Here is a 15,649-nt window from a genome sequence, read left to right as displayed (position 1 = left end):
CGGATGCCTAGAGGACCGGCAGGATCGCCGGCATCAGGTCCTGGAAGGTGCGGCCGTTGGCCGGATTGCCGAGCGCCGTCATCGTCCAGCCGGTGCCGGTGCGGTGCACCTTGGCCATGATCTGGGCCGTGTAGGCGCCGCCGCCGGCCAGCGTGTAGCGGGCGAGCTCCTGGCCGTTGGTCTCGTCGACGAGGCGGCAGAACGCGTTCTGCACCTCCTGGAACGTCTGACCCGTGAAGGAGTTCACGGTGAAGACGATCTGGTCGATGTGGACCGGGACCCGCGACAGGTCGACGAGGATGGCCTCGTCGTCGCCGCCCTGGCCGACACCGCCGACGAGGTTGTCACCGGTGTGGCGCACGGAGCCGTCGTCGCTCACGAGGTGGCGGAAGAAGACGACGTCGACGGGCTGCTTGTCGGCGAACAGGACGGCCGAGGCGTCCAGGTCGATCTCCCGGGTGCGCGAGCCGAACAGGCCGCGACGGGGAGCCGCCTGCCAGCCGAGACCCATGCGCACCGCGGTCAGGCTGCCGCCGTCGTTCTTCTGCAGACTGATGGCCTGACCCTTGGTCATGTTGACGGTCACGCGCTGATTCCCCTCTCGAACTTCCCCTGTTGCCGCGGAGCCGCGGTTGACCAGAACCCTACGCAGGGGCGCTGACAGTGACGTACTCAGGTCCGCACTTTGTGTCGTTCTTGCAACACATCGCGTGTGCGGACGTCAGGACAGGCCGGCCTCCTGCATCTGCCGCAGTTCCTTCTTCATCTCCGACACCTCGTCGCGCAGCCGGGCGGCGATCTCGAACTGGAGGTCCGCGGCGGCGGCCCGCATCCGCATGGTGAGCTCCTCGATCTGCTCGGCGAGGTCGGCGGCGGGACGGTCGGTCGGCACGGTCTCGGCGGCCTTGCCCTTGGCCCCCTTGACGTTCTTCGCACCCTTGGCGGCCTTGCTGCCGAGGGAGGGCACGGGCGCCTTGGTGCCGCCGCCGTCCTTCTTGGCCTGGCGGTAGCCCGATCCCAGCAGCTGCTCGGTGTCGATGTCCTCTCGGGCGATCTGCGCGACGATGTCGTTGATCTTCTTGCGCAGGGGCTGCGGATCGATGCCCTTGGCCTGGTTGTACGCGATCTGCTTCTCCCGGCGGCGGTTGGTCTCGTCGATGGCCTTCTCCATCGCCGGGGTGATCTTGTCGGCGTACATATGGACCTGGCCGGAGACGTTGCGCGCCGCGCGGCCGATGGTCTGGATCAGGGAGGTGCCCGAACGCAGGAAGCCCTCCTTGTCGGCGTCGAGGATCGCCACCAGGGACACCTCGGGCAGGTCGAGGCCCTCACGCAGCAGGTTGATGCCGACGAGGACGTCGTACTCACCGCTGCGCAGCTCCCGCAGCAGCTCCACCCGGCGCAGGGTGTCGACATCGCTGTGCAGGTAGCGCACCTGGATGCCGAGTTCCAGGAAGTAGTCGGTGAGGTCCTCGGCCATCTTCTTGGTGAGCGTGGTGACCAGGACGCGTTCGTCCTTCTCCACGCGCGCGCGGATCTCGTGGACCAGGTCGTCGATCTGGCCCTCGGTGGGCTTGACCACGACCTCGGGGTCGACGAGGCCGGTGGGGCGGATGATCTGCTCGACGAAGCCGTCCGCGCGGGAGAGCTCGTACTGTCCGGGAGTGGCCGACAGATAGACGGCCTGGCCGATGCGCTCCTGGAACTCCTCCCACTTCAGCGGGCGGTTGTCCAGGGCGGAGGGGAGCCGGAAGCCGTGGTCGACCAGGGTGCGCTTGCGGGAGGCGTCGCCCTCGTACATGGCGCCGATCTGCGGGACGGTGACGTGCGACTCGTCGATGACGAGGAGGAAGTCGTCCGGGAAGTAGTCCAGCAGGGTGTTCGGCGGCGAGCCGGGCGAACGGCCGTCGAAGTGCATCGAGTAGTTCTCCACCCCGGAGCAGGAACCGATCTGGCGGAGCATCTCGATGTCGTAGGTGGTCCGCATGCGCAGCCGCTGGGCCTCCAGCAGCTTGCCCTGCTTCTCCAGCTCGGTCAGGCGCTCGCCGAGCTCCTTCTCGATGTCGTTGACCGCGCGCTCCAGCCGCTCGGGGCCCGCGACGTAGTGGGAGGCGGGGAAGACGTACAGCTGCTGGTCGTCGCTGATGATCTCGCCGGTGAGGGGATGCAGTGTGGACAGCGCCTCGATCTCGTCGCCGAACATCTCGATGCGGACGGCGAGCTCCTCGTACACCGGGAAGATCTCGATGGTGTCGCCCCGGACGCGGAAGGTGCCGCGGCTGAAGGCCATGTCGTTGCGCGTGTACTGGATGTCCACGAAGCGGCGCAGCAGTTCGTCGCGGTCGACCTCGTCGCCGACGCGGAGGGGGACCATGCGGTCCACGTACTCCTGCGGCGTGCCCAGGCCGTAGATGCAGGAGACGGAGGCGACCACGACGACGTCGCGGCGGGTGAGCAGCGAGTTGGTCGCCGAGTGGCGCAGCCGTTCGACCTCCTCGTTGATCGAGGAGTCCTTCTCGATGTAGGTGTCCGACTGCGGGACGTACGCCTCGGGCTGGTAGTAGTCGTAGTACGAGACGAAGTACTCGACGGCGTTGTTCGGCAGCAGCTCGCGGAACTCGTTGGCCAGCTGTGCGGCCAGGGTCTTGTTCGGCGCCATCACCAGGGTGGGGCGCTGGAGCTTCTCGATCATCCACGCCGTGGTGGCGGACTTGCCGGTGCCGGTCGCGCCGAGCAGGACGACGTCCTTCTCACCTGCTTCGATGCGCCGGGCGAGGTCGGCGATGGCCGTCGGCTGGTCGCCGCTCGGCTGGTAGGGGCTGACGACCTCGAAGGGCGCCACCGTGCGTTCGATCTGGGAAACGGGCCGCATGCCATCCACCGTACGACCCCCCACTGACAACGAGTCCGGATCAGCGTCGTTGCGGGGTGCGGGAACGGTGTTCCACGGGACCGCGCAGGCGCAGTCGCGAGCGCGCCGGACGGTGGTGGGCCGGAGGGTGGGCGGGGATGCCGGGCTTGTGCTCGGCGGGCGGTGTGCCCGGTCCGCCCGCGACGATCAGCGGGTCGAAGATCACCACGATGCCCGCCAGCACGAGGAACGCGAGCGGACCGACCATCAGGGGACCGAGCAGGTTGCCCGCGGACTCCCCCGCGACGGGAGTGGCGGTGCCGTGGACGTGGACGTCGAGTGAGGCCATGCCGGTGTAGTGCATGCCGGTGACCGCGACCCCCATGACGAGACTCGCGCCCACGCTCCACAGGACGCCCCTCACCTGTCCGGCCGCCCACAGGGCGGCGGTGGCGGCGGCCATGGCTATGGCCACGGAGGCGGCGACGACGAAGGTGTCGTACTCGAGCCGGCCGTCAAGGCTCATGCCGGCCATGCCGAGGTAGTGCATCGAGGCGATGCCGAGGCCGGTGACGGTGCCACCGGTGAAAAGGGCCGTTCCGGAGGCACCCCGGTAGCCCACGATGAAGATCCCTATGCCCACCATGACGATGCCCACGGCGAGGCTGGCGAACGTCATGGCCCGGTCGTAGCGGATCGGGGTGCCCTCGATCGTGAAGCCCATCATGCCGATGAAGTGCATCGTCCATATGCCGGAGCCGATGGCCACGGAGCCCAGGGCGAGCCAGCCGGCGCGCCAGGACCGCCGAGCCGTTCTGGATCTGGTGGTGCAGCGCAGGCCCAGGGCACCGCCGAGACAGGCCATGAGAAAGGCCACCAGCGGCGTGACCAGGCCGTAACTGAATCCGTCGACCGTGCCTTGCATGCGCGGCTGCCCTTCCCGCCCTGTTCGTCCCGCAACGACCCTATGTGGTCCCCCTCCCAGGACCGCGACGGCGGCCAGGGTTGACGCAGAGAGTATGTCCCCCACCGGAATGGTCGAACGACTATCCGGCAAAGAAACACGCCCTTGCCCCAGGTGTGTGGCACCAGTGTGCGGAGTTCGGGCAACTCCGTTCAATCTGTGGCCATCCTGCACCCGTCTCGTGTTGACCCTCTGCTGTCACAGTTGATCTGACCGTGACCGTTCAACGCGAGGAGTACGCATGCACGCACGCGCTGTCGCCGCCTCGACCACCGCGCTCCTGGGTACCGTCGCCCTCCTGCTCCCCTTCTCCCCCGCGCAGGCCGCCGGAAACGGCAGCTCCCGAACCGTGATCGTCGCTCATCGCGGCGCCTCCGCGTACGCGCCCGAGAACACGCTTGCGGCCGTCGACAAGGCGGCCGCCCTCGGTGTCGAGTGGGTGGAGAACGACGTCCAGCGCACGAAGGACGGTGAACTCGTCGTCCTCCACGACGACAGCCTGCAGCGCACCACGGACGTCGAGGAGGTGTTCCCCGACCGTGCTCCGTGGAAGGTGAAGGACTTCACCGCCGCGGAGATCGCCCGGCTGGACGCGGGCAGCTGGTTCGACCCGGCGTACGCGGGCGCGCGCGTTCCGACGCTCGAGCAGTTCCTGCACCGCATGGAGCGGTACGACCAGAAGCTGCTCCTGGAGCTCAAGAACCCCCAGCTCTACCCGGGGATCGAACGGGAGACCCTCAAGACCCTGAGCAACGAGGGGTGGCTCGACCGCCCGCATGTGAGGCGCCGGCTGATCGTGCAGAGCTTCAGCGCGGACAGCGTACGGACGGTCCATGAGCTGAAGCCCGCCGTGAAGACCGGATTCCTCGGGACGCCGCCGGTCGCGGACCTGCCCTCGTACGCTGCGTTCACCGACCAGATCAATCCCTCGCACGGCTCGCTCTCCGCCGCCTACGTCGCCGCCGTGCACGGCTTCCGGGGTCCGCACGGCAAGCGGATGGAGGTGTTCACCTGGACCGTGAACGACGCGGCCGCGGCTCGGCGGGTCGCCGGGTTCCAGGTGGACGGGATCATCACCAACACGCCCGACGTGGTGCGGGACGCGGTCGGTGGCTGACGGTCCGCCCGTGTGACCGGCGCTCGCCCGGCGTTGTCGGTGGCGAGTCGTACGGTGGGGCGCATGGACAGCCATGGGCAGAACGAGCAGCGGGTCGTGTGGGCCGTGATGGAGACCGGCATCGGCCCGCTGCTGCTGGCCGCGACCCGCGAGGGCCTGGTCAACGTCGTGTTCCACGCCGGCGCGGAGGTGCGCGAGCGCGCTCTGGAGCGGCTGGCGTCCCGGCTCGGCGCCACACCGGTCGAGGAGCCGGACTCCCCGCTGCTGGCCGAGGCGATAGGCCAGCTGGAGGCGTACTTCGCGGGCGAGCGGCAGTCCTTCGAGCTGCCACTGGACTGGTCGCTGATATCGGGCTTCAACCGGGAGGTGCTGCGGGAGCTGGCCGCCGGGGTGCCGTTCGGCGCGGTCGTCGGGTACGGCGATCTGGCCGGGCGGGTGGGCCAGCCGGGTGCCGCGCAGGCCGTGGGCATGGCCATGGGCGCCAATCCCCTGCCCGTCGTCGTGCCCTGCCACCGGGTCGTGGAGAGCGACGGCGGCATCGGCGGTTTCGGGGGCGGACTGGAGACGAAGAGGCGGCTGCTCGCCCTGGAGGGTGTGCTGCCCGAGCCGCTGTTCTGACGGCCCGGGCAGCCGCGGGACACCGGGTCAGTCGTAGTGCCGCGCCTCGAACACGTTGCCGTCCGGGTCACGGAAGTAGAAGCTGCGTTTGGCCAGGCCGCGCGCGCCGAAGGAGTCGTGCGAGAGGTCCGTCACCGGCACGGACTGCTCTTCGAGGCGGCTGCGGAGTGCGTCGAACCGGTCGGCCGGCAGGGACAGGCAGACGTGGTTCACGGGGTGGCCGGAGCTCTCGACGGCGCCGGGAAGCATCGTCATGCGCTCCGCCATGGCCGACGGCATGAGGTCGAGGATGGTCTCCTCGTTGACGCGGACCGAGGGGAAGGGCGCCTCACCCACGGAGAAGTCGGTGAGCCTCACGGGCTCCAGGCCCACGCTCTTCTCGTAGAAGCCGGCACTGGCGATGGGATCACGCACCCACAGGACGATGTGGTCGAGGCGAGTCGTGTTGTCCGTCATGGTCGCCAGCCTCCGTGACCCGGGTGACGGCACGCAAGGGGTTTGGCCCGGGGCACGGACCGCCAGAGATGAGGGAGAGGCGGCAGACAGGAGGCAGGCTCGTGGTGCTCATGGTGTCCGAAGAGGTGCGGGAGGCGATCGCCGCGGGCCGGCCGGTGGTGGCCCTGGAGTCCACGATCATCGCGCACGGACTGCCCCGGCCGCGCAATCTGCAGGTGGCGCTGGAGCTGGAGGCGGCCGTACGGCAGGAGGGAGCGGTACCGGCGACGATCGCCGTGCTGGACGGGCGGCCCCGGATCGGCCTGGACAAGGAGCAGTTGGAGCGGATCGCGGGCGGGGAGGGGATCCGCAAGCTGGGGCATCGGGATCTGCCGCTCGTGGTGGCGGCCGGCGGGAGCGGGGCGACCACGGTGTCCGCCACCGCTCTGCTCGCGGCGCGCGCGGGCATACGGGTGTTCGCCACCGGAGGGCTCGGCGGGGTGCACCGGGAGTGGACGGTGACCCAGGACGAGTCGGCCGACCTGGGTCTGCTGGCGCGTACCCGGATCACCGTGGTGTGCGCGGGGGTGAAGTCGATCCTGGACGTGCCCGCGACCCTGCAGCGGCTGGAGACGCTGGGGGTGGCGGTCGCCGGGTACGGCACGGATCGTTTTCCGGGCTTCTATCTGTCGGACTCGGGGCATCCCGTGGACTGGCGGCTGGACACGCCGGGGCAGGTGGCGGCCACCATGCGGGCGCAGGACGCGCTCGGCGGGACCGAGTCGGCGCTGATCGTGGCCAATCCCGTGCCCGAGGCCGAGCAGTTGGATCCCGGGGTGCACGCGCGGGTGCTGGACGAGGCGCTGCGCGCGTGTGAGGCGGAGGGCGTCACCGGTCAGGGGGTCACCCCGTTCCTCCTCGCTCATCTGGTCCGCCACACCGACGGCGCCTCCCTCGCCGCGAACCTCGCCGCGGTCCGGGGCAATGTGCGCCTCGCGGCCCGGGTCGCGGCCGCCTGGGCCGCCGGGGAGTGACGGGAGTGCCGGGGGCCGTACGGGCGGGCGCGTTGCTGGTCGCCGGTGATGTGATCACCGATGTGGTCGCCCGGTACCGGGGACCGCTCGCCTCGGGGACGGACACGGCGGCGGCGGTCCGGACGGTGCCGGGTGGCGCGGGTGCCAATGTGGCCTGTTGGGCGGCGCGCCGGGGCGGCGCCGAGGTCCGGCTCGTCGGGCGGGTGGGTGCGGACGCGGCGGCCTGGCACGAAAGGGAGCTGACCTCTTGCGGGGTCCGTCCGCTGCTCGTCGTGGACGACCAGGCGCCGACGGGGACGGTGATCTGCCTGGTCGACGAGGACGCGGCGGCCGAGCGGACCTTCCTCACCGACAGCGGGGCGTCGCTGCGGCTCGGTCCCGGTGACTGGTCGGACACCTTGCTGGACGGGGTGGGGCGGCTGCATCTGTCGGGTTACCTGCTCTTCGCCGAGGAGAGCCGGGCATTCGTCGCGGTGGCGTTGAAGGCGGCGCGTGCGCGGGGGGTGCCGGTGAGTCTGGATCCGGCGTCTGCCGGGTTCCTCGGCGCGCTGGGCATCGACCGCTTCCTGGCACTCGTCGAGGGTGTGGACGTGCTGCTGCCCAGCCGCGACGAGGCGTGCCTGCTGACGGGCGTTTCCGATGCCGCGGACGCGGTGGCGCGGCTGAGCCGCCATGTCCCGCTGGTGGTGGCCACACAGGGCGCGGACGGTGCGTTGATCGCGCGGTCCGGCGAGGTGTGTGCCCGGGTTCCGGCCGTGCCGTCCACACCCCGTGACACCACCGGTGCCGGTGACGCCTTCACCGGCGCGTTCCTCGCGGCCCTGCTCGCGGGCGCCGAACCGCGAAAGGCGGCGGCGGAGGGCTGCTTGGCGGGCGCACAGGCGGTGGAACGGACGGGGGGCCGCCCGCCGGCGCTCGCCTGACGGGGGACGCCTCACCGGGCGAACCCCCCTTATCCACAGGCAGGAACACAGCGGAACGGCCCCTGTCCACAGGTTCGCACGTGGTTCCCCGGGGACTGGCAGACTGGCGAGCCAGACGCGGAAAGCAGGATCGGCGCGGAGGAACCACACGAGGGGGGCCACATGTCCATGGCAGGGAATCTGCGGAAGGTCAGGAGTCTCGGCAGGGCCGGCGGGCTGCGCCGGGTGGCCGGGCTGGCACGGCGGCGTCCTCGAGTGGATCTGAGCCATCCGGCCCGGTCCCCGCTGGGCTCCTCGGTGGTCAACTGCGTCACCTACCGGGACGGTCACCGCGTCTCCGCCCGCGGTGCTCCGGTGGACGCGGTGAAGCGGGTCCGCAGGGAGGGGGAGGGCTTCGTCTGGCTGGGGCTGCACGAGCCGACCGACCAGGAGTTCGCCGGCATCGCCGAGCTGTTCGATCTGCACCCGCTGGCGGTGGAGGACGCCGTCGAGGCCCATCAGCGGCCGAAGCTGGAGCGGTACGGGGAGACGCTGTTCGCCGTGTTCAAGACGGTCTGCTACGTCGAGCACGAGGAACTCACCGCGAACAGTGAAGTGGTGGACACCGGAGAGATCATGGTGTTTCTCGGTGAGGACTTCGTGGTCACCGTGCGGCATGGACGGCACGGCTCGCTGGGTCCGCTGCGCGAGGGGCTGGAGTCCGATCCCGGGCAGCTCGCCCAGGGTCCGTCCACGGTGCTGCATGCGATCGCGGACCATGTGGTCGACGACTATCTCACCGTCATCGACTCGGTCCAGGAGGACATCGACCAGGTCGAGACGGATGTGTTCGCGGAGCACGGAGCGCGGGTCGATCCGGGCCGCATCTACCAGCTCAAACGGGAACTGCTCGAACTGAAGCGGGCGGTGTTCCCGCTCGGCCGGCCGTTGGAGGAGCTCGCCACACGGCCGATCCGGGTCGTCGCCCCGGAGATACAGGCGTACTTCCGCGATGTCGCCGACCACCTGCTGCGGGCGAAGGAGCAGATAGCGGCGTTCGACGAGTTGATCAACTCGATTCTTCAGGCGCATCTGGCGCAGGTCACGGTGGCGCAGAACGAGGACATGCGCAAGATCACCGCGTGGGCGGCCATCGTGGCGGTGCCGACGATGGTCTGCGGGATGTACGGCATGAACTTCGACCACATGCCGGAGCTGCACTGGAGATACGGCTACGGCATGGTCATCGGGGTGATATCCGTGGCGTGTCTGCTGCTGTACCGGGCGTTCCGGCGCAGCCGCTGGCTGTGACCCCGGCCTCAGCCGGTGGTGGACCTCGCGTAGACGTTCTCGGCCCATGTGGCGATCTGCCCCTCCGTCAGATGGCGGGCGAGATCCGCCTCGCTGATCATGCCGACCAGACGCTTGTTGTCGATGACGGGCAGCCTGCGGATCCGGTGGGTCTGCATCTCGTACAGGACCTCGTCCACGTCTGCGTCGGCCTCGATCCAGCGCGGGGTGCCCTTGGCCATGTCGCCGGCGGTGACCTGGGCGGGGTCGTGACCCATGGCGACACAGCCGACGACGATGTCACGGTCGGTGAGGATGCCGCAGAGCCGCTCGTTCTCGTCGCTGATGGGCAGGGCGCCGACGTTGAGCTCGCGCATCAACTGGGCTGCGCGGTCCAGGGTTTCGTGGGCGGGGATCCACTGGGCGCCGCGGTGCATGATGTCTCCGGCGGTGGTCATGGGTACCTCCCGGTGCCGACGGCCGGCGCGGCGCGGGCGCACCGCGAGTCCCGACGCCCTCATTCTCGTCGTGCCGCCCGCGGACGGCACCCGGAGGGGCGGCTCGCGCCGGGCCCGCGGCCGCCTGCCGCGCCGGTCAGCCGCGCCAGGCCGGATGGCGGGGATCGTCGGCCCGCACCAGGACGTCGGCCGTGCCGGCCGGGTCGCTCTCCCGCTCGTAGCGTTCGAACGCGGGGAGGGTCCAGTGCTCGGCCTCGGCGGTACGCCGGCGCAGCGCGCCAGGGGAGAGGAGGAGGTGCACGCTCAGGTCGAAGGGGAACCAGTGGCGCAGAAGGAGAGGACCGTGCAGCAACAGCACGCCGCCGGGCGGGAGCACGGCGTAGGGGCTGCGGGTGGCGCGGTCGGTGACGGGGTCCCACAGGTCGGGCAGCACCCGGCCGTCCCCGCCGGGTTCCAGGGGGCCGAACACCTCGCGCCACAGGGCGCCGGTGTCGTACCAGCCGTCGTAGTAGGACTCCACGTCCTGGTGGCCGTACTCGAGCCGGACCGAGGCGGGGCGCAGAAAGCCGTCGGTGCCGACGACGAGGGACGGCCGGCCGCGTATCCGCAGTGCCAGGGCGACCCGCTCCGCGAGGTCTCCGGGCCGGGCGGCAGGGGCGCCGTCGAGGGCGACCCGGGGCCAGGGACCGCCGTCGGCGGTCTTCAGCTCCAGCAGACGCTCGGCGAGGAGGTCGCCGAGCCGGTCCCAGGTGATCGCTTCGAGTCGCACACCGCCATAATGCGTCAGCCCGGCGTCCGGAACGTGGCTCGCGGCCGGTCGGGGGGAAGGATCCTGTCATGGCATCCCGTGCAACTCCCCCTCGGTTCGCCGGGCTTGTCGTCCACCAGCCGCTGCGGGAACGGCACTGCGCCGGCTGCCGTCGTGGCCCGCTCCCCCTGCTCGTCATGGAGAACGGGGTACCGCGTTGTCTCGACTGTGCCGACCTCGGCCACCTCGTCTTCCTTCCACGGGGCGACACGGCGCTCACCCGCCGGTCGCGGGAGGAGAGCTCGCTGTCGGCGGTGGTCGTGCGGTTCGACCGGCGCAGGGGGCGGTACGAGCGGCAGGGCGTGCTGGTCGAGGAGGAGGCGCTGGCCCGGGCGGAGCAGCGCTGCCTCGCGGACGCGGAGGCACGCCGGAGACGCCGGATGCGGGACGCCCGGCGGCGGGCCGCCGAGGACGTGCGGTTCACCGAGGCGTTCGCGGCGGAGATACGACGGCTGTTCCCCGGCTGCCCGGAGGTGCGCGCCCGTGCCGTCGCCGCGCACGCCTCGGTGCGGGGCAGCGGACGGGTGGGGAGGAGCGCGGCGGGCCGGGCACTGTCCGAGAGGGCGGTGACGGCGGCGGTCGTGGCGTCCGTACGGCATCTGGACACCTCGTACGACCGCCTGCTGATGAGCGGGGTGCCGCGGCACGAGGCGCGGCGGAGGATCGCGGCAGCGGTGGAGACGGTACTGACGGGGTGGTCGGAGGAAGGGCTCGGTTCCACCGGGTGACGGCCCGCGGGCCCGCCTCCCCCGCTCCCGGATTCGCCCGACGGAGGGTGCCTTCCTGCCCTGGACGCTCGCGCATGCGCCCGCGTCCCTCGGCCATGGCCGGGCGCGGTCCGGTTCGCATTCACTTGGGGTGACGGTGGTGGCCGGACGGATTCCGGCCACCGGACGGGGGTGACGACATGATCGACGGGCCGTACTACGTGCTGACCGTGCTGGGTGTGGTCGGGACGGGGCTGGCCGCCGGGGTCTTCTGCGCCTTCTCGGCCTTCGTGATGAGAGGGCTCGCGGCGCTGCCGCCCGCGCAGGGCGTGGCCGCGATGCAGGCGGTGAACGTGGCGGCGGTGCGGCCGGCCTTCATGCTGGTGTTCCTGGGATCGGCGGTGCTGTGTGCGGTGCTCACGGTGGTGACGTTCGTGCTGTGGCCCGGCGAGGGGGCGGCGGAGCTGCTGGTGGGTGGAGCCCTGTACCTGCTGGGGTCGTTCGGACTGACCGTGGTCGCGAGCATACCGCGCAACGACGCGCTGGCCCGGCTGGAGCCGGGGAGCCCGGAGGCGGCCGCGTACTGGCCGGTCTACGTGCGCGAGTGGACGATGTGGAACCACGTCCGCACGTTCGCGTCGGCCGGGGCCGCGCTGGCGTACGTCCTGGCCCTCACCGGCTGACGGGCCCGCCGGCCCTGGCAACCAGCCGGCGTCCGGGCAAGCGCTCTCCGGGCACTCTGCGGACGTGGACGGGCGGACGTATCGTGGCCGGAAGAGTGCCGCCCGACCACGCACGGCCTGTCACCCGCGCACGCAAGGAAGACGGCCATGGCCGATCCCAAGGGATTCCTGACCACGCCCCGCGAGGAATGGCCGCGCAGGCCGGTGGCGGAACGGGTCCGCGACTGGGACGAGGTCCATGTCCCCGGGGCACTGCTGCCCATCATCGGCGGACAGGCCGACCGCTGCATGGACTGCGGTGTGCCCTTCTGCCACCAGGCCTGTCCGCTGGGCAACCTCATCCCCGAGTGGAACGACCTGGTCTCGCGGGAGGACTGGCGAGCGGCGGCCGAGCGTCTGCACGCCACCAACAACTTCCCCGAGTTCACCGGGCGGTTGTGCCCGGCGCCCTGCGAGGCGGGCTGTGTGCTGGCCATCAATCAGCCGGCGGTCACCATCAAGAACGTCGAGTGCGCCATCGCCGACCGGGCCTGGGCGGAGGGCTTCGCGCCGCCGGCGCCGCCCGAGCGCCTCTCCGGCCGGACGGTCGCGGTCATCGGCTCCGGGCCCACCGGGCTGGCCGCGGCCCAGCAGTTGACCCGGGCCGGTCACACCGTCGCCGTGTACGAGCGGGACGACCGGGTCGGCGGGCTGATGCGGTACGGCATCCCCGAGTTCAAGATGGAGAAGCGGCATCTGGACCGGCGTGTGGAGCAGATGCGCGCCGAGGGCACGAAGTTCCGTACCTCCACAACGGTCGGGCGGGACGTGGACGCGGCGGAGCTACGGGCGCGTTACGACGCCGTGGTGATCGCCACGGGTGCCACCGCCTGGCGGGAGCTGCCGGTGCCGGGGCGTGAACTCGGCGGGATCCACCAGGCGATGGAGTACCTGCCGCTGGCCAACCGGGTGTGCGCGGGGGACCTGGAGTCGTCGCCGTTGTCCGCCGCGGGGCGGCATGTCGTCATCGTCGGCGGCGGTGACACGGGGGCGGACTGTCTGGGGACGGCCGTGCGTGAGGGTGCCGCCTCGGTCACCCAGCTCGACATCTACGGCCGGCCGGCGAGTGAGCGGGACGAGGACGCCGAGCCGTGGCCGACGTATCCGAAGCTGTACCGGCTGTCCCCGGCGCACGAGGAGGCGGGGGCGTTGCGGACGGCACCGGCGGCGGATGCGGACGCGCGGGTGTTCGCGGCGTCGACGCTGCGGTTCGAGGGGGACGCGGAGGGGCGCGTGTGTGCGTTGCGGCTGGTGGAGGTGGACTCCGGGCGCCGGGCCGTGCCGGATACGGAGCGGACGCTGCCCGCCGATCTGGTGCTGCTGGCGCTGGGTTTCTCCGGACCCGATCGGCGTGACGGGCTCGTTGACCGGCTGGGGCTGGCGCTGGATCCTCGGGGCACGATCGCGCGGGACGCCGATTTCGCCACGAACGTGCCGGGGGTGTTCGCGGCGGGGGACGCCGCGCGTGGGCAGTCGTTGATCGTGTGGGCGATCGCCGAGGGGCGGGCGGTGGCGGCGGCCGTCGACCGGTACCTGACCGACTCGCCGAGTCGGCTGCCGGCGCCGATCGGTCCCTACGACCGCCCCATGACCGTGTGAGCGCTCTCCCTTCCTCGGTGCAGTTCGGGGGAGGTCTGCGGGAGCCGCGAGGACGGCCCGCGGGCTCGACGGCGTTCGTCGCCCGCGGGCTGCCTCGTGGTCACGGCTTGCGGGCCACCGCTCCGTAGCCGGGGATGACGCCGTCGTCCTGGCCCGGGACGGGCTCCCCCAGTTCGGGGTGCCACTCGTGAGGGACCCGCACACCCGGGTCGACGAGGTCCAGGCCGTCGAAGAGGCGGGTGAACTCCTCCCGGGAACGCAGCGCCAGGGTGACGCCGGCGGCCCTGAACTTCTCGATGGCCGCCTTCGACAACTCGGGGGTGAAGTCGGCCGTCGCGTGGGTGACGACCAGGTGGCTGCCTGAGGGAAGGTCCGCCAGCAGCCGCCCGACCAGCTCGTGCGCCCCGTCCTCGTCGGGGATGAAGTGCAGCAGGGCGATGAGCGACAGGGCGATCGGCTCGTCGAAGTCGAGGATCCTCCGCGCGCCCTCCAGGATGACGTCCGGATCCCGTACATCGGCCTGGAGGTACTCGGTCACCCCCTCGTTTGTGCCCCGCAGCAGCGCCCCCGCGTGGGCCAGCACGATGGGATCGTTGTCGCAGTACACGACACGGGCGTCCGGCACGATCTCCTGGGCCACCTGGTGCAGATTGGGCTCGGTGGGGATGCCGGTGCCGATGTCGAGGAACTGGCGTATGCCCTGGCCGGCCAGCCAGCGCGTCGCCCGGTGCATGAACGCGCGGTTCACGCGTGCCATCACCGGTGTCCGCGGCTCGAGGGACAGCATCTGCCGGCCCATTTCCTCGTCGACCGGATAGTTGTCCTTGCCTCCGAGATACCAGTCGTACATGCGGGCGGGGTGCGGTCTGCTGGTGTCGATCTCCACGGGGGGCTGCCCGGTCATGACGGACTCCGTAACTTCCTGCAACTGTTAGTGGTCAAGTCAGTGCCAAATCAGAAGGGGGAACGCAAAGGTAGAGCGGACAACAGTTCTCAGGACAGCAGGAAATCCGCCTCTCCCGCCTTCGCTCCCTCGATGAAGGCCGTCATCTCCGCGGAGGTGTAGATGAGCGCGGGGCCGTCCGGATCGGTGGACTGGCGTACGGCGATCCGGCCGTCGTCGAGCTTCATCGCCTCCAGGCAGTTCCCTCCGTTGCCGCCGCTCCACGGCTTGTGCCAGCCCTCGCTGCCCAGTTCCCGCGCGGGCATGCCGTTGTAGATCCTTCCGGTGTGCGCCTGCGGGCGGGGCAGGGGCTTCGGGGGCTTCATGAGTTCCATTCACAGCTCCTTGCGGAGATCCCGGAGGATCTCCTTCGTGCGATGTGCCGTAGCGGCCTGCGCCGCCATGCGGTCCATGACTTCGAGGTGGGTCGCCACCTCGGTGCGCGCGTCCAGGTAGACGGCGCCGGTCAGGTACTCGCTGTAGACCATGTCCGGCAGTTCGGGCATGGCAAATCGGAACAGCACGAACGGCCCGTACGTGCCGGGGTGCGGCCCGCCGTCGAAGGTCGCGACCTGCAGCGTCACATTGGGCAGCTTCGTGGCCTCGAGCAGCTTGTCGATCTGCGCACGCATCACCTCCGGGCCGCCGACCTGGCGGCGGAGCGCGGTCTCGTCCATCACGACCCACAGCCGGGGCGCGTCCTTACGGGTGAGCAGTTCCTGCCGTTGCATGCGCAGGTCGACGTGGCGGTCGATGTCCTCGGGCCGGGTCTGCCCTATGGCGCCGGATCGCAGTACGCCGCGGGCGTAGTCCTCGGTCTGGAGCACTCCGGGGACGAAGTGGGGTTCGTAGCTGCGGATGAGGGAGGCGGCACCCTCCAGGCTGACGTACATCGAGAACCAGCCGGGCAGGATGTCGTGGAAGCGCTGCCACCAGCCGGGGCGGTTGGCGTCCTCCGCCAGCTGCACGAAGGCGTCGGCCTCGTCGTCGCAGACGCCGTACGCCTTCAGCAGGAGCTGGAGGTAGGGGATCTTGAGCGCGACCTCGGCCATCTCCATGCGGCGCACGGTGGCGGGGGCGACCCGGAGGATGCGGGCGGCCTCCTCGCGCTTGAGCCCCGCGCGTTCCCGCAGGTCCAGCAGGCGCCGGCCGAGAACCACCTGTCCCACCGTCGGCGCGGACCGGGGTTCGCTCACACTCC

At 70.8% G+C, this 15,649-nt stretch carries 17 protein-coding genes; 8 read left to right on the top strand and 9 right to left on the bottom strand.

Annotation, left to right across the window (positions count from 1 at the left end):
* Positions 1-7: 7 nt before the first annotated feature.
* The 3 genes from ACZ44S_RS16355 to ACZ44S_RS16345 all read right to left on the bottom strand — a co-directional run bounded on the left by ACZ44S_RS16355 (position 8) and on the right by ACZ44S_RS16345 (position 3,776).
* Positions 8-586: a TerD family protein gene (locus ACZ44S_RS16355; RefSeq protein WP_190095791.1), complete on the bottom strand. Its 579-nt coding sequence runs from the start codon at positions 584-586 to the stop codon at positions 8-10.
* 135 nt (positions 587-721) lie between these two features.
* On the bottom strand, positions 722-2,872 hold the full coding sequence (gene uvrB / locus ACZ44S_RS16350; protein ID WP_466929303.1) for an excinuclease ABC subunit UvrB: 2,151 nt from the start codon (positions 2,870-2,872) through the stop codon (positions 722-724).
* Between the two features lie 40 nt (positions 2,873-2,912).
* A complete protein-coding gene (locus tag ACZ44S_RS16345; RefSeq protein ID WP_466929300.1) occupies positions 2,913-3,776 on the bottom strand; it encodes an MHYT domain-containing protein in 864 nt (287 codons plus the stop codon).
* Between the two features lie 280 nt (positions 3,777-4,056).
* Between ACZ44S_RS16345 and ACZ44S_RS16340 the strand changes: the two genes are divergently transcribed.
* Together ACZ44S_RS16340 and ACZ44S_RS16335 are read left to right on the top strand one after the other, a co-directional pair.
* Positions 4,057-4,932 (top strand): glycerophosphodiester phosphodiesterase, encoded by an 876-nt coding sequence (locus ACZ44S_RS16340; RefSeq protein WP_466929298.1) that lies wholly within the window; start codon positions 4,057-4,059, stop codon positions 4,930-4,932.
* Between the two features lie 63 nt (positions 4,933-4,995).
* A complete protein-coding gene (locus ACZ44S_RS16335) occupies positions 4,996-5,550 on the top strand; it encodes a methylated-DNA--[protein]-cysteine S-methyltransferase (RefSeq protein WP_466929296.1) in 555 nt (184 codons plus the stop codon).
* 27 nt (positions 5,551-5,577) lie between these two features.
* On the opposite strand, the gene ACZ44S_RS16330 is transcribed toward ACZ44S_RS16335, so the two are convergent.
* Positions 5,578-6,006, bottom strand: coding sequence for a VOC family protein (locus ACZ44S_RS16330; protein ID WP_190161933.1), 429 nt, complete (start codon positions 6,004-6,006; stop codon positions 5,578-5,580).
* 101 nt (positions 6,007-6,107) lie between these two features.
* Between ACZ44S_RS16330 and ACZ44S_RS16325 the strand changes: the two genes are divergently transcribed.
* From ACZ44S_RS16325 to ACZ44S_RS16315, 3 genes are all read left to right on the top strand, one after another.
* Complete coding sequence (locus tag ACZ44S_RS16325) at positions 6,108-7,019, top strand: pseudouridine-5'-phosphate glycosidase (RefSeq protein WP_466929293.1); 912 nt, start codon at positions 6,108-6,110, stop codon at positions 7,017-7,019.
* Complete coding sequence (locus ACZ44S_RS16320) at positions 7,016-7,942, top strand: carbohydrate kinase family protein (RefSeq protein ID WP_466929291.1); 927 nt, start codon at positions 7,016-7,018, stop codon at positions 7,940-7,942. The genes ACZ44S_RS16325 and ACZ44S_RS16320 overlap by 4 nt, the downstream gene beginning before the upstream one ends.
* Positions 7,943-8,104: 162 nt before the next feature.
* Complete coding sequence (locus ACZ44S_RS16315) at positions 8,105-9,232, top strand: magnesium and cobalt transport protein CorA (protein ID WP_466929289.1); 1,128 nt, start codon at positions 8,105-8,107, stop codon at positions 9,230-9,232.
* A gap of 8 nt (positions 9,233-9,240) precedes the next feature.
* On the opposite strand, the gene ACZ44S_RS16310 is transcribed toward ACZ44S_RS16315, so the two are convergent.
* Together ACZ44S_RS16310 and ACZ44S_RS16305 are read right to left on the bottom strand one after the other, a co-directional pair.
* The gene (locus tag ACZ44S_RS16310) at positions 9,241-9,669 is read right to left on the bottom strand and encodes a CBS domain-containing protein (RefSeq protein ID WP_466929287.1); all 429 of its coding nucleotides are present in this window, start codon (positions 9,667-9,669) and stop codon (positions 9,241-9,243) included.
* 136 nt (positions 9,670-9,805) lie between these two features.
* Positions 9,806-10,438 carry a nucleoside/nucleotide kinase family protein gene (locus ACZ44S_RS16305; RefSeq protein ID WP_466929285.1) on the bottom strand — a complete coding sequence of 211 codons (633 nt, stop codon included), beginning with the start codon at positions 10,436-10,438 and terminating at the stop codon, positions 9,806-9,808.
* A 68-nt stretch (positions 10,439-10,506) separates the two neighbouring features.
* Between ACZ44S_RS16305 and ACZ44S_RS16300 the strand changes: the two genes are divergently transcribed.
* The 3 genes from ACZ44S_RS16300 to ACZ44S_RS16290 all read left to right on the top strand — a co-directional run bounded on the left by ACZ44S_RS16300 (position 10,507) and on the right by ACZ44S_RS16290 (position 13,505).
* A complete protein-coding gene (locus tag ACZ44S_RS16300; RefSeq protein WP_466929283.1) occupies positions 10,507-11,205 on the top strand; it encodes a DUF2293 domain-containing protein in 699 nt (232 codons plus the stop codon).
* 179 nt (positions 11,206-11,384) lie between these two features.
* Positions 11,385-11,867 (top strand): anthrone oxygenase family protein, encoded by a 483-nt coding sequence (locus ACZ44S_RS16295; RefSeq protein ID WP_466929281.1) that lies wholly within the window; start codon positions 11,385-11,387, stop codon positions 11,865-11,867.
* A gap of 147 nt (positions 11,868-12,014) precedes the next feature.
* Positions 12,015-13,505, top strand: coding sequence for a glutamate synthase subunit beta (locus ACZ44S_RS16290; protein ID WP_466929279.1), 1,491 nt, complete (start codon positions 12,015-12,017; stop codon positions 13,503-13,505).
* Positions 13,506-13,605: 100 nt separating this feature from the next.
* Here the strand turns inward: ACZ44S_RS16290 and ACZ44S_RS16285 are convergent, their stop codons facing one another.
* The 3 genes from ACZ44S_RS16285 to ACZ44S_RS16275 form a co-directional block, all read right to left on the bottom strand.
* Positions 13,606-14,409, bottom strand: coding sequence for an SAM-dependent methyltransferase (locus ACZ44S_RS16285; protein WP_466929276.1), 804 nt, complete (start codon positions 14,407-14,409; stop codon positions 13,606-13,608).
* An 89-nt stretch (positions 14,410-14,498) separates the two neighbouring features.
* Positions 14,499-14,783: a DUF397 domain-containing protein gene (locus tag ACZ44S_RS16280; protein WP_190161942.1), complete on the bottom strand. Its 285-nt coding sequence runs from the start codon at positions 14,781-14,783 to the stop codon at positions 14,499-14,501.
* Positions 14,784-15,644: a helix-turn-helix domain-containing protein gene (locus tag ACZ44S_RS16275; RefSeq protein ID WP_466929274.1), complete on the bottom strand. Its 861-nt coding sequence runs from the start codon at positions 15,642-15,644 to the stop codon at positions 14,784-14,786.
* Positions 15,645-15,649 lie beyond the last annotated feature (5 nt).

Source organism: Streptomyces malachitofuscus, assembly GCF_055571035.1.
The sequence above is the reverse complement of the archived record's forward strand: the minus strand, read 5'-3'. Positions and strand labels throughout refer to the sequence as shown.

What these genes read in the sequence shown, in the direction of transcription:
- uvrB (WP_466929303.1), bottom strand. Translation starts at nt 2,872, where the DNA reads ATGCGGCCCGTTTCCCAGATCGAACGCACGGTGGCGCCCTTCGAGGTC.
- ACZ44S_RS16345 (WP_466929300.1), bottom strand. Translation starts at nt 3,776, where the DNA reads ATGCAAGGCACGGTCGACGGATTCAGTTACGGCCTGGTCACGCCGCTG.
- ACZ44S_RS16340 (WP_466929298.1), top strand. Translation starts at nt 4,057, where the DNA reads ATGCACGCACGCGCTGTCGCCGCCTCGACCACCGCGCTCCTGGGTACC.
- ACZ44S_RS16335 (WP_466929296.1), top strand. Translation starts at nt 4,996, where the DNA reads ATGGACAGCCATGGGCAGAACGAGCAGCGGGTCGTGTGGGCCGTGATG.
- ACZ44S_RS16330 (WP_190161933.1), bottom strand. Translation starts at nt 6,006, where the DNA reads ATGACGGACAACACGACTCGCCTCGACCACATCGTCCTGTGGGTGCGT.
- ACZ44S_RS16315 (WP_466929289.1), top strand. Translation starts at nt 8,105, where the DNA reads ATGTCCATGGCAGGGAATCTGCGGAAGGTCAGGAGTCTCGGCAGGGCC.
- ACZ44S_RS16310 (WP_466929287.1), bottom strand. Translation starts at nt 9,669, where the DNA reads ATGACCACCGCCGGAGACATCATGCACCGCGGCGCCCAGTGGATCCCC.
- ACZ44S_RS16300 (WP_466929283.1), top strand. Translation starts at nt 10,507, where the DNA reads ATGGCATCCCGTGCAACTCCCCCTCGGTTCGCCGGGCTTGTCGTCCAC.
- ACZ44S_RS16295 (WP_466929281.1), top strand. Translation starts at nt 11,385, where the DNA reads ATGATCGACGGGCCGTACTACGTGCTGACCGTGCTGGGTGTGGTCGGG.
- ACZ44S_RS16290 (WP_466929279.1), top strand. Translation starts at nt 12,015, where the DNA reads ATGGCCGATCCCAAGGGATTCCTGACCACGCCCCGCGAGGAATGGCCG.
- ACZ44S_RS16285 (WP_466929276.1), bottom strand. Translation starts at nt 14,409, where the DNA reads ATGACCGGGCAGCCCCCCGTGGAGATCGACACCAGCAGACCGCACCCC.
- ACZ44S_RS16280 (WP_190161942.1), bottom strand. Translation starts at nt 14,783, where the DNA reads ATGGAACTCATGAAGCCCCCGAAGCCCCTGCCCCGCCCGCAGGCGCAC.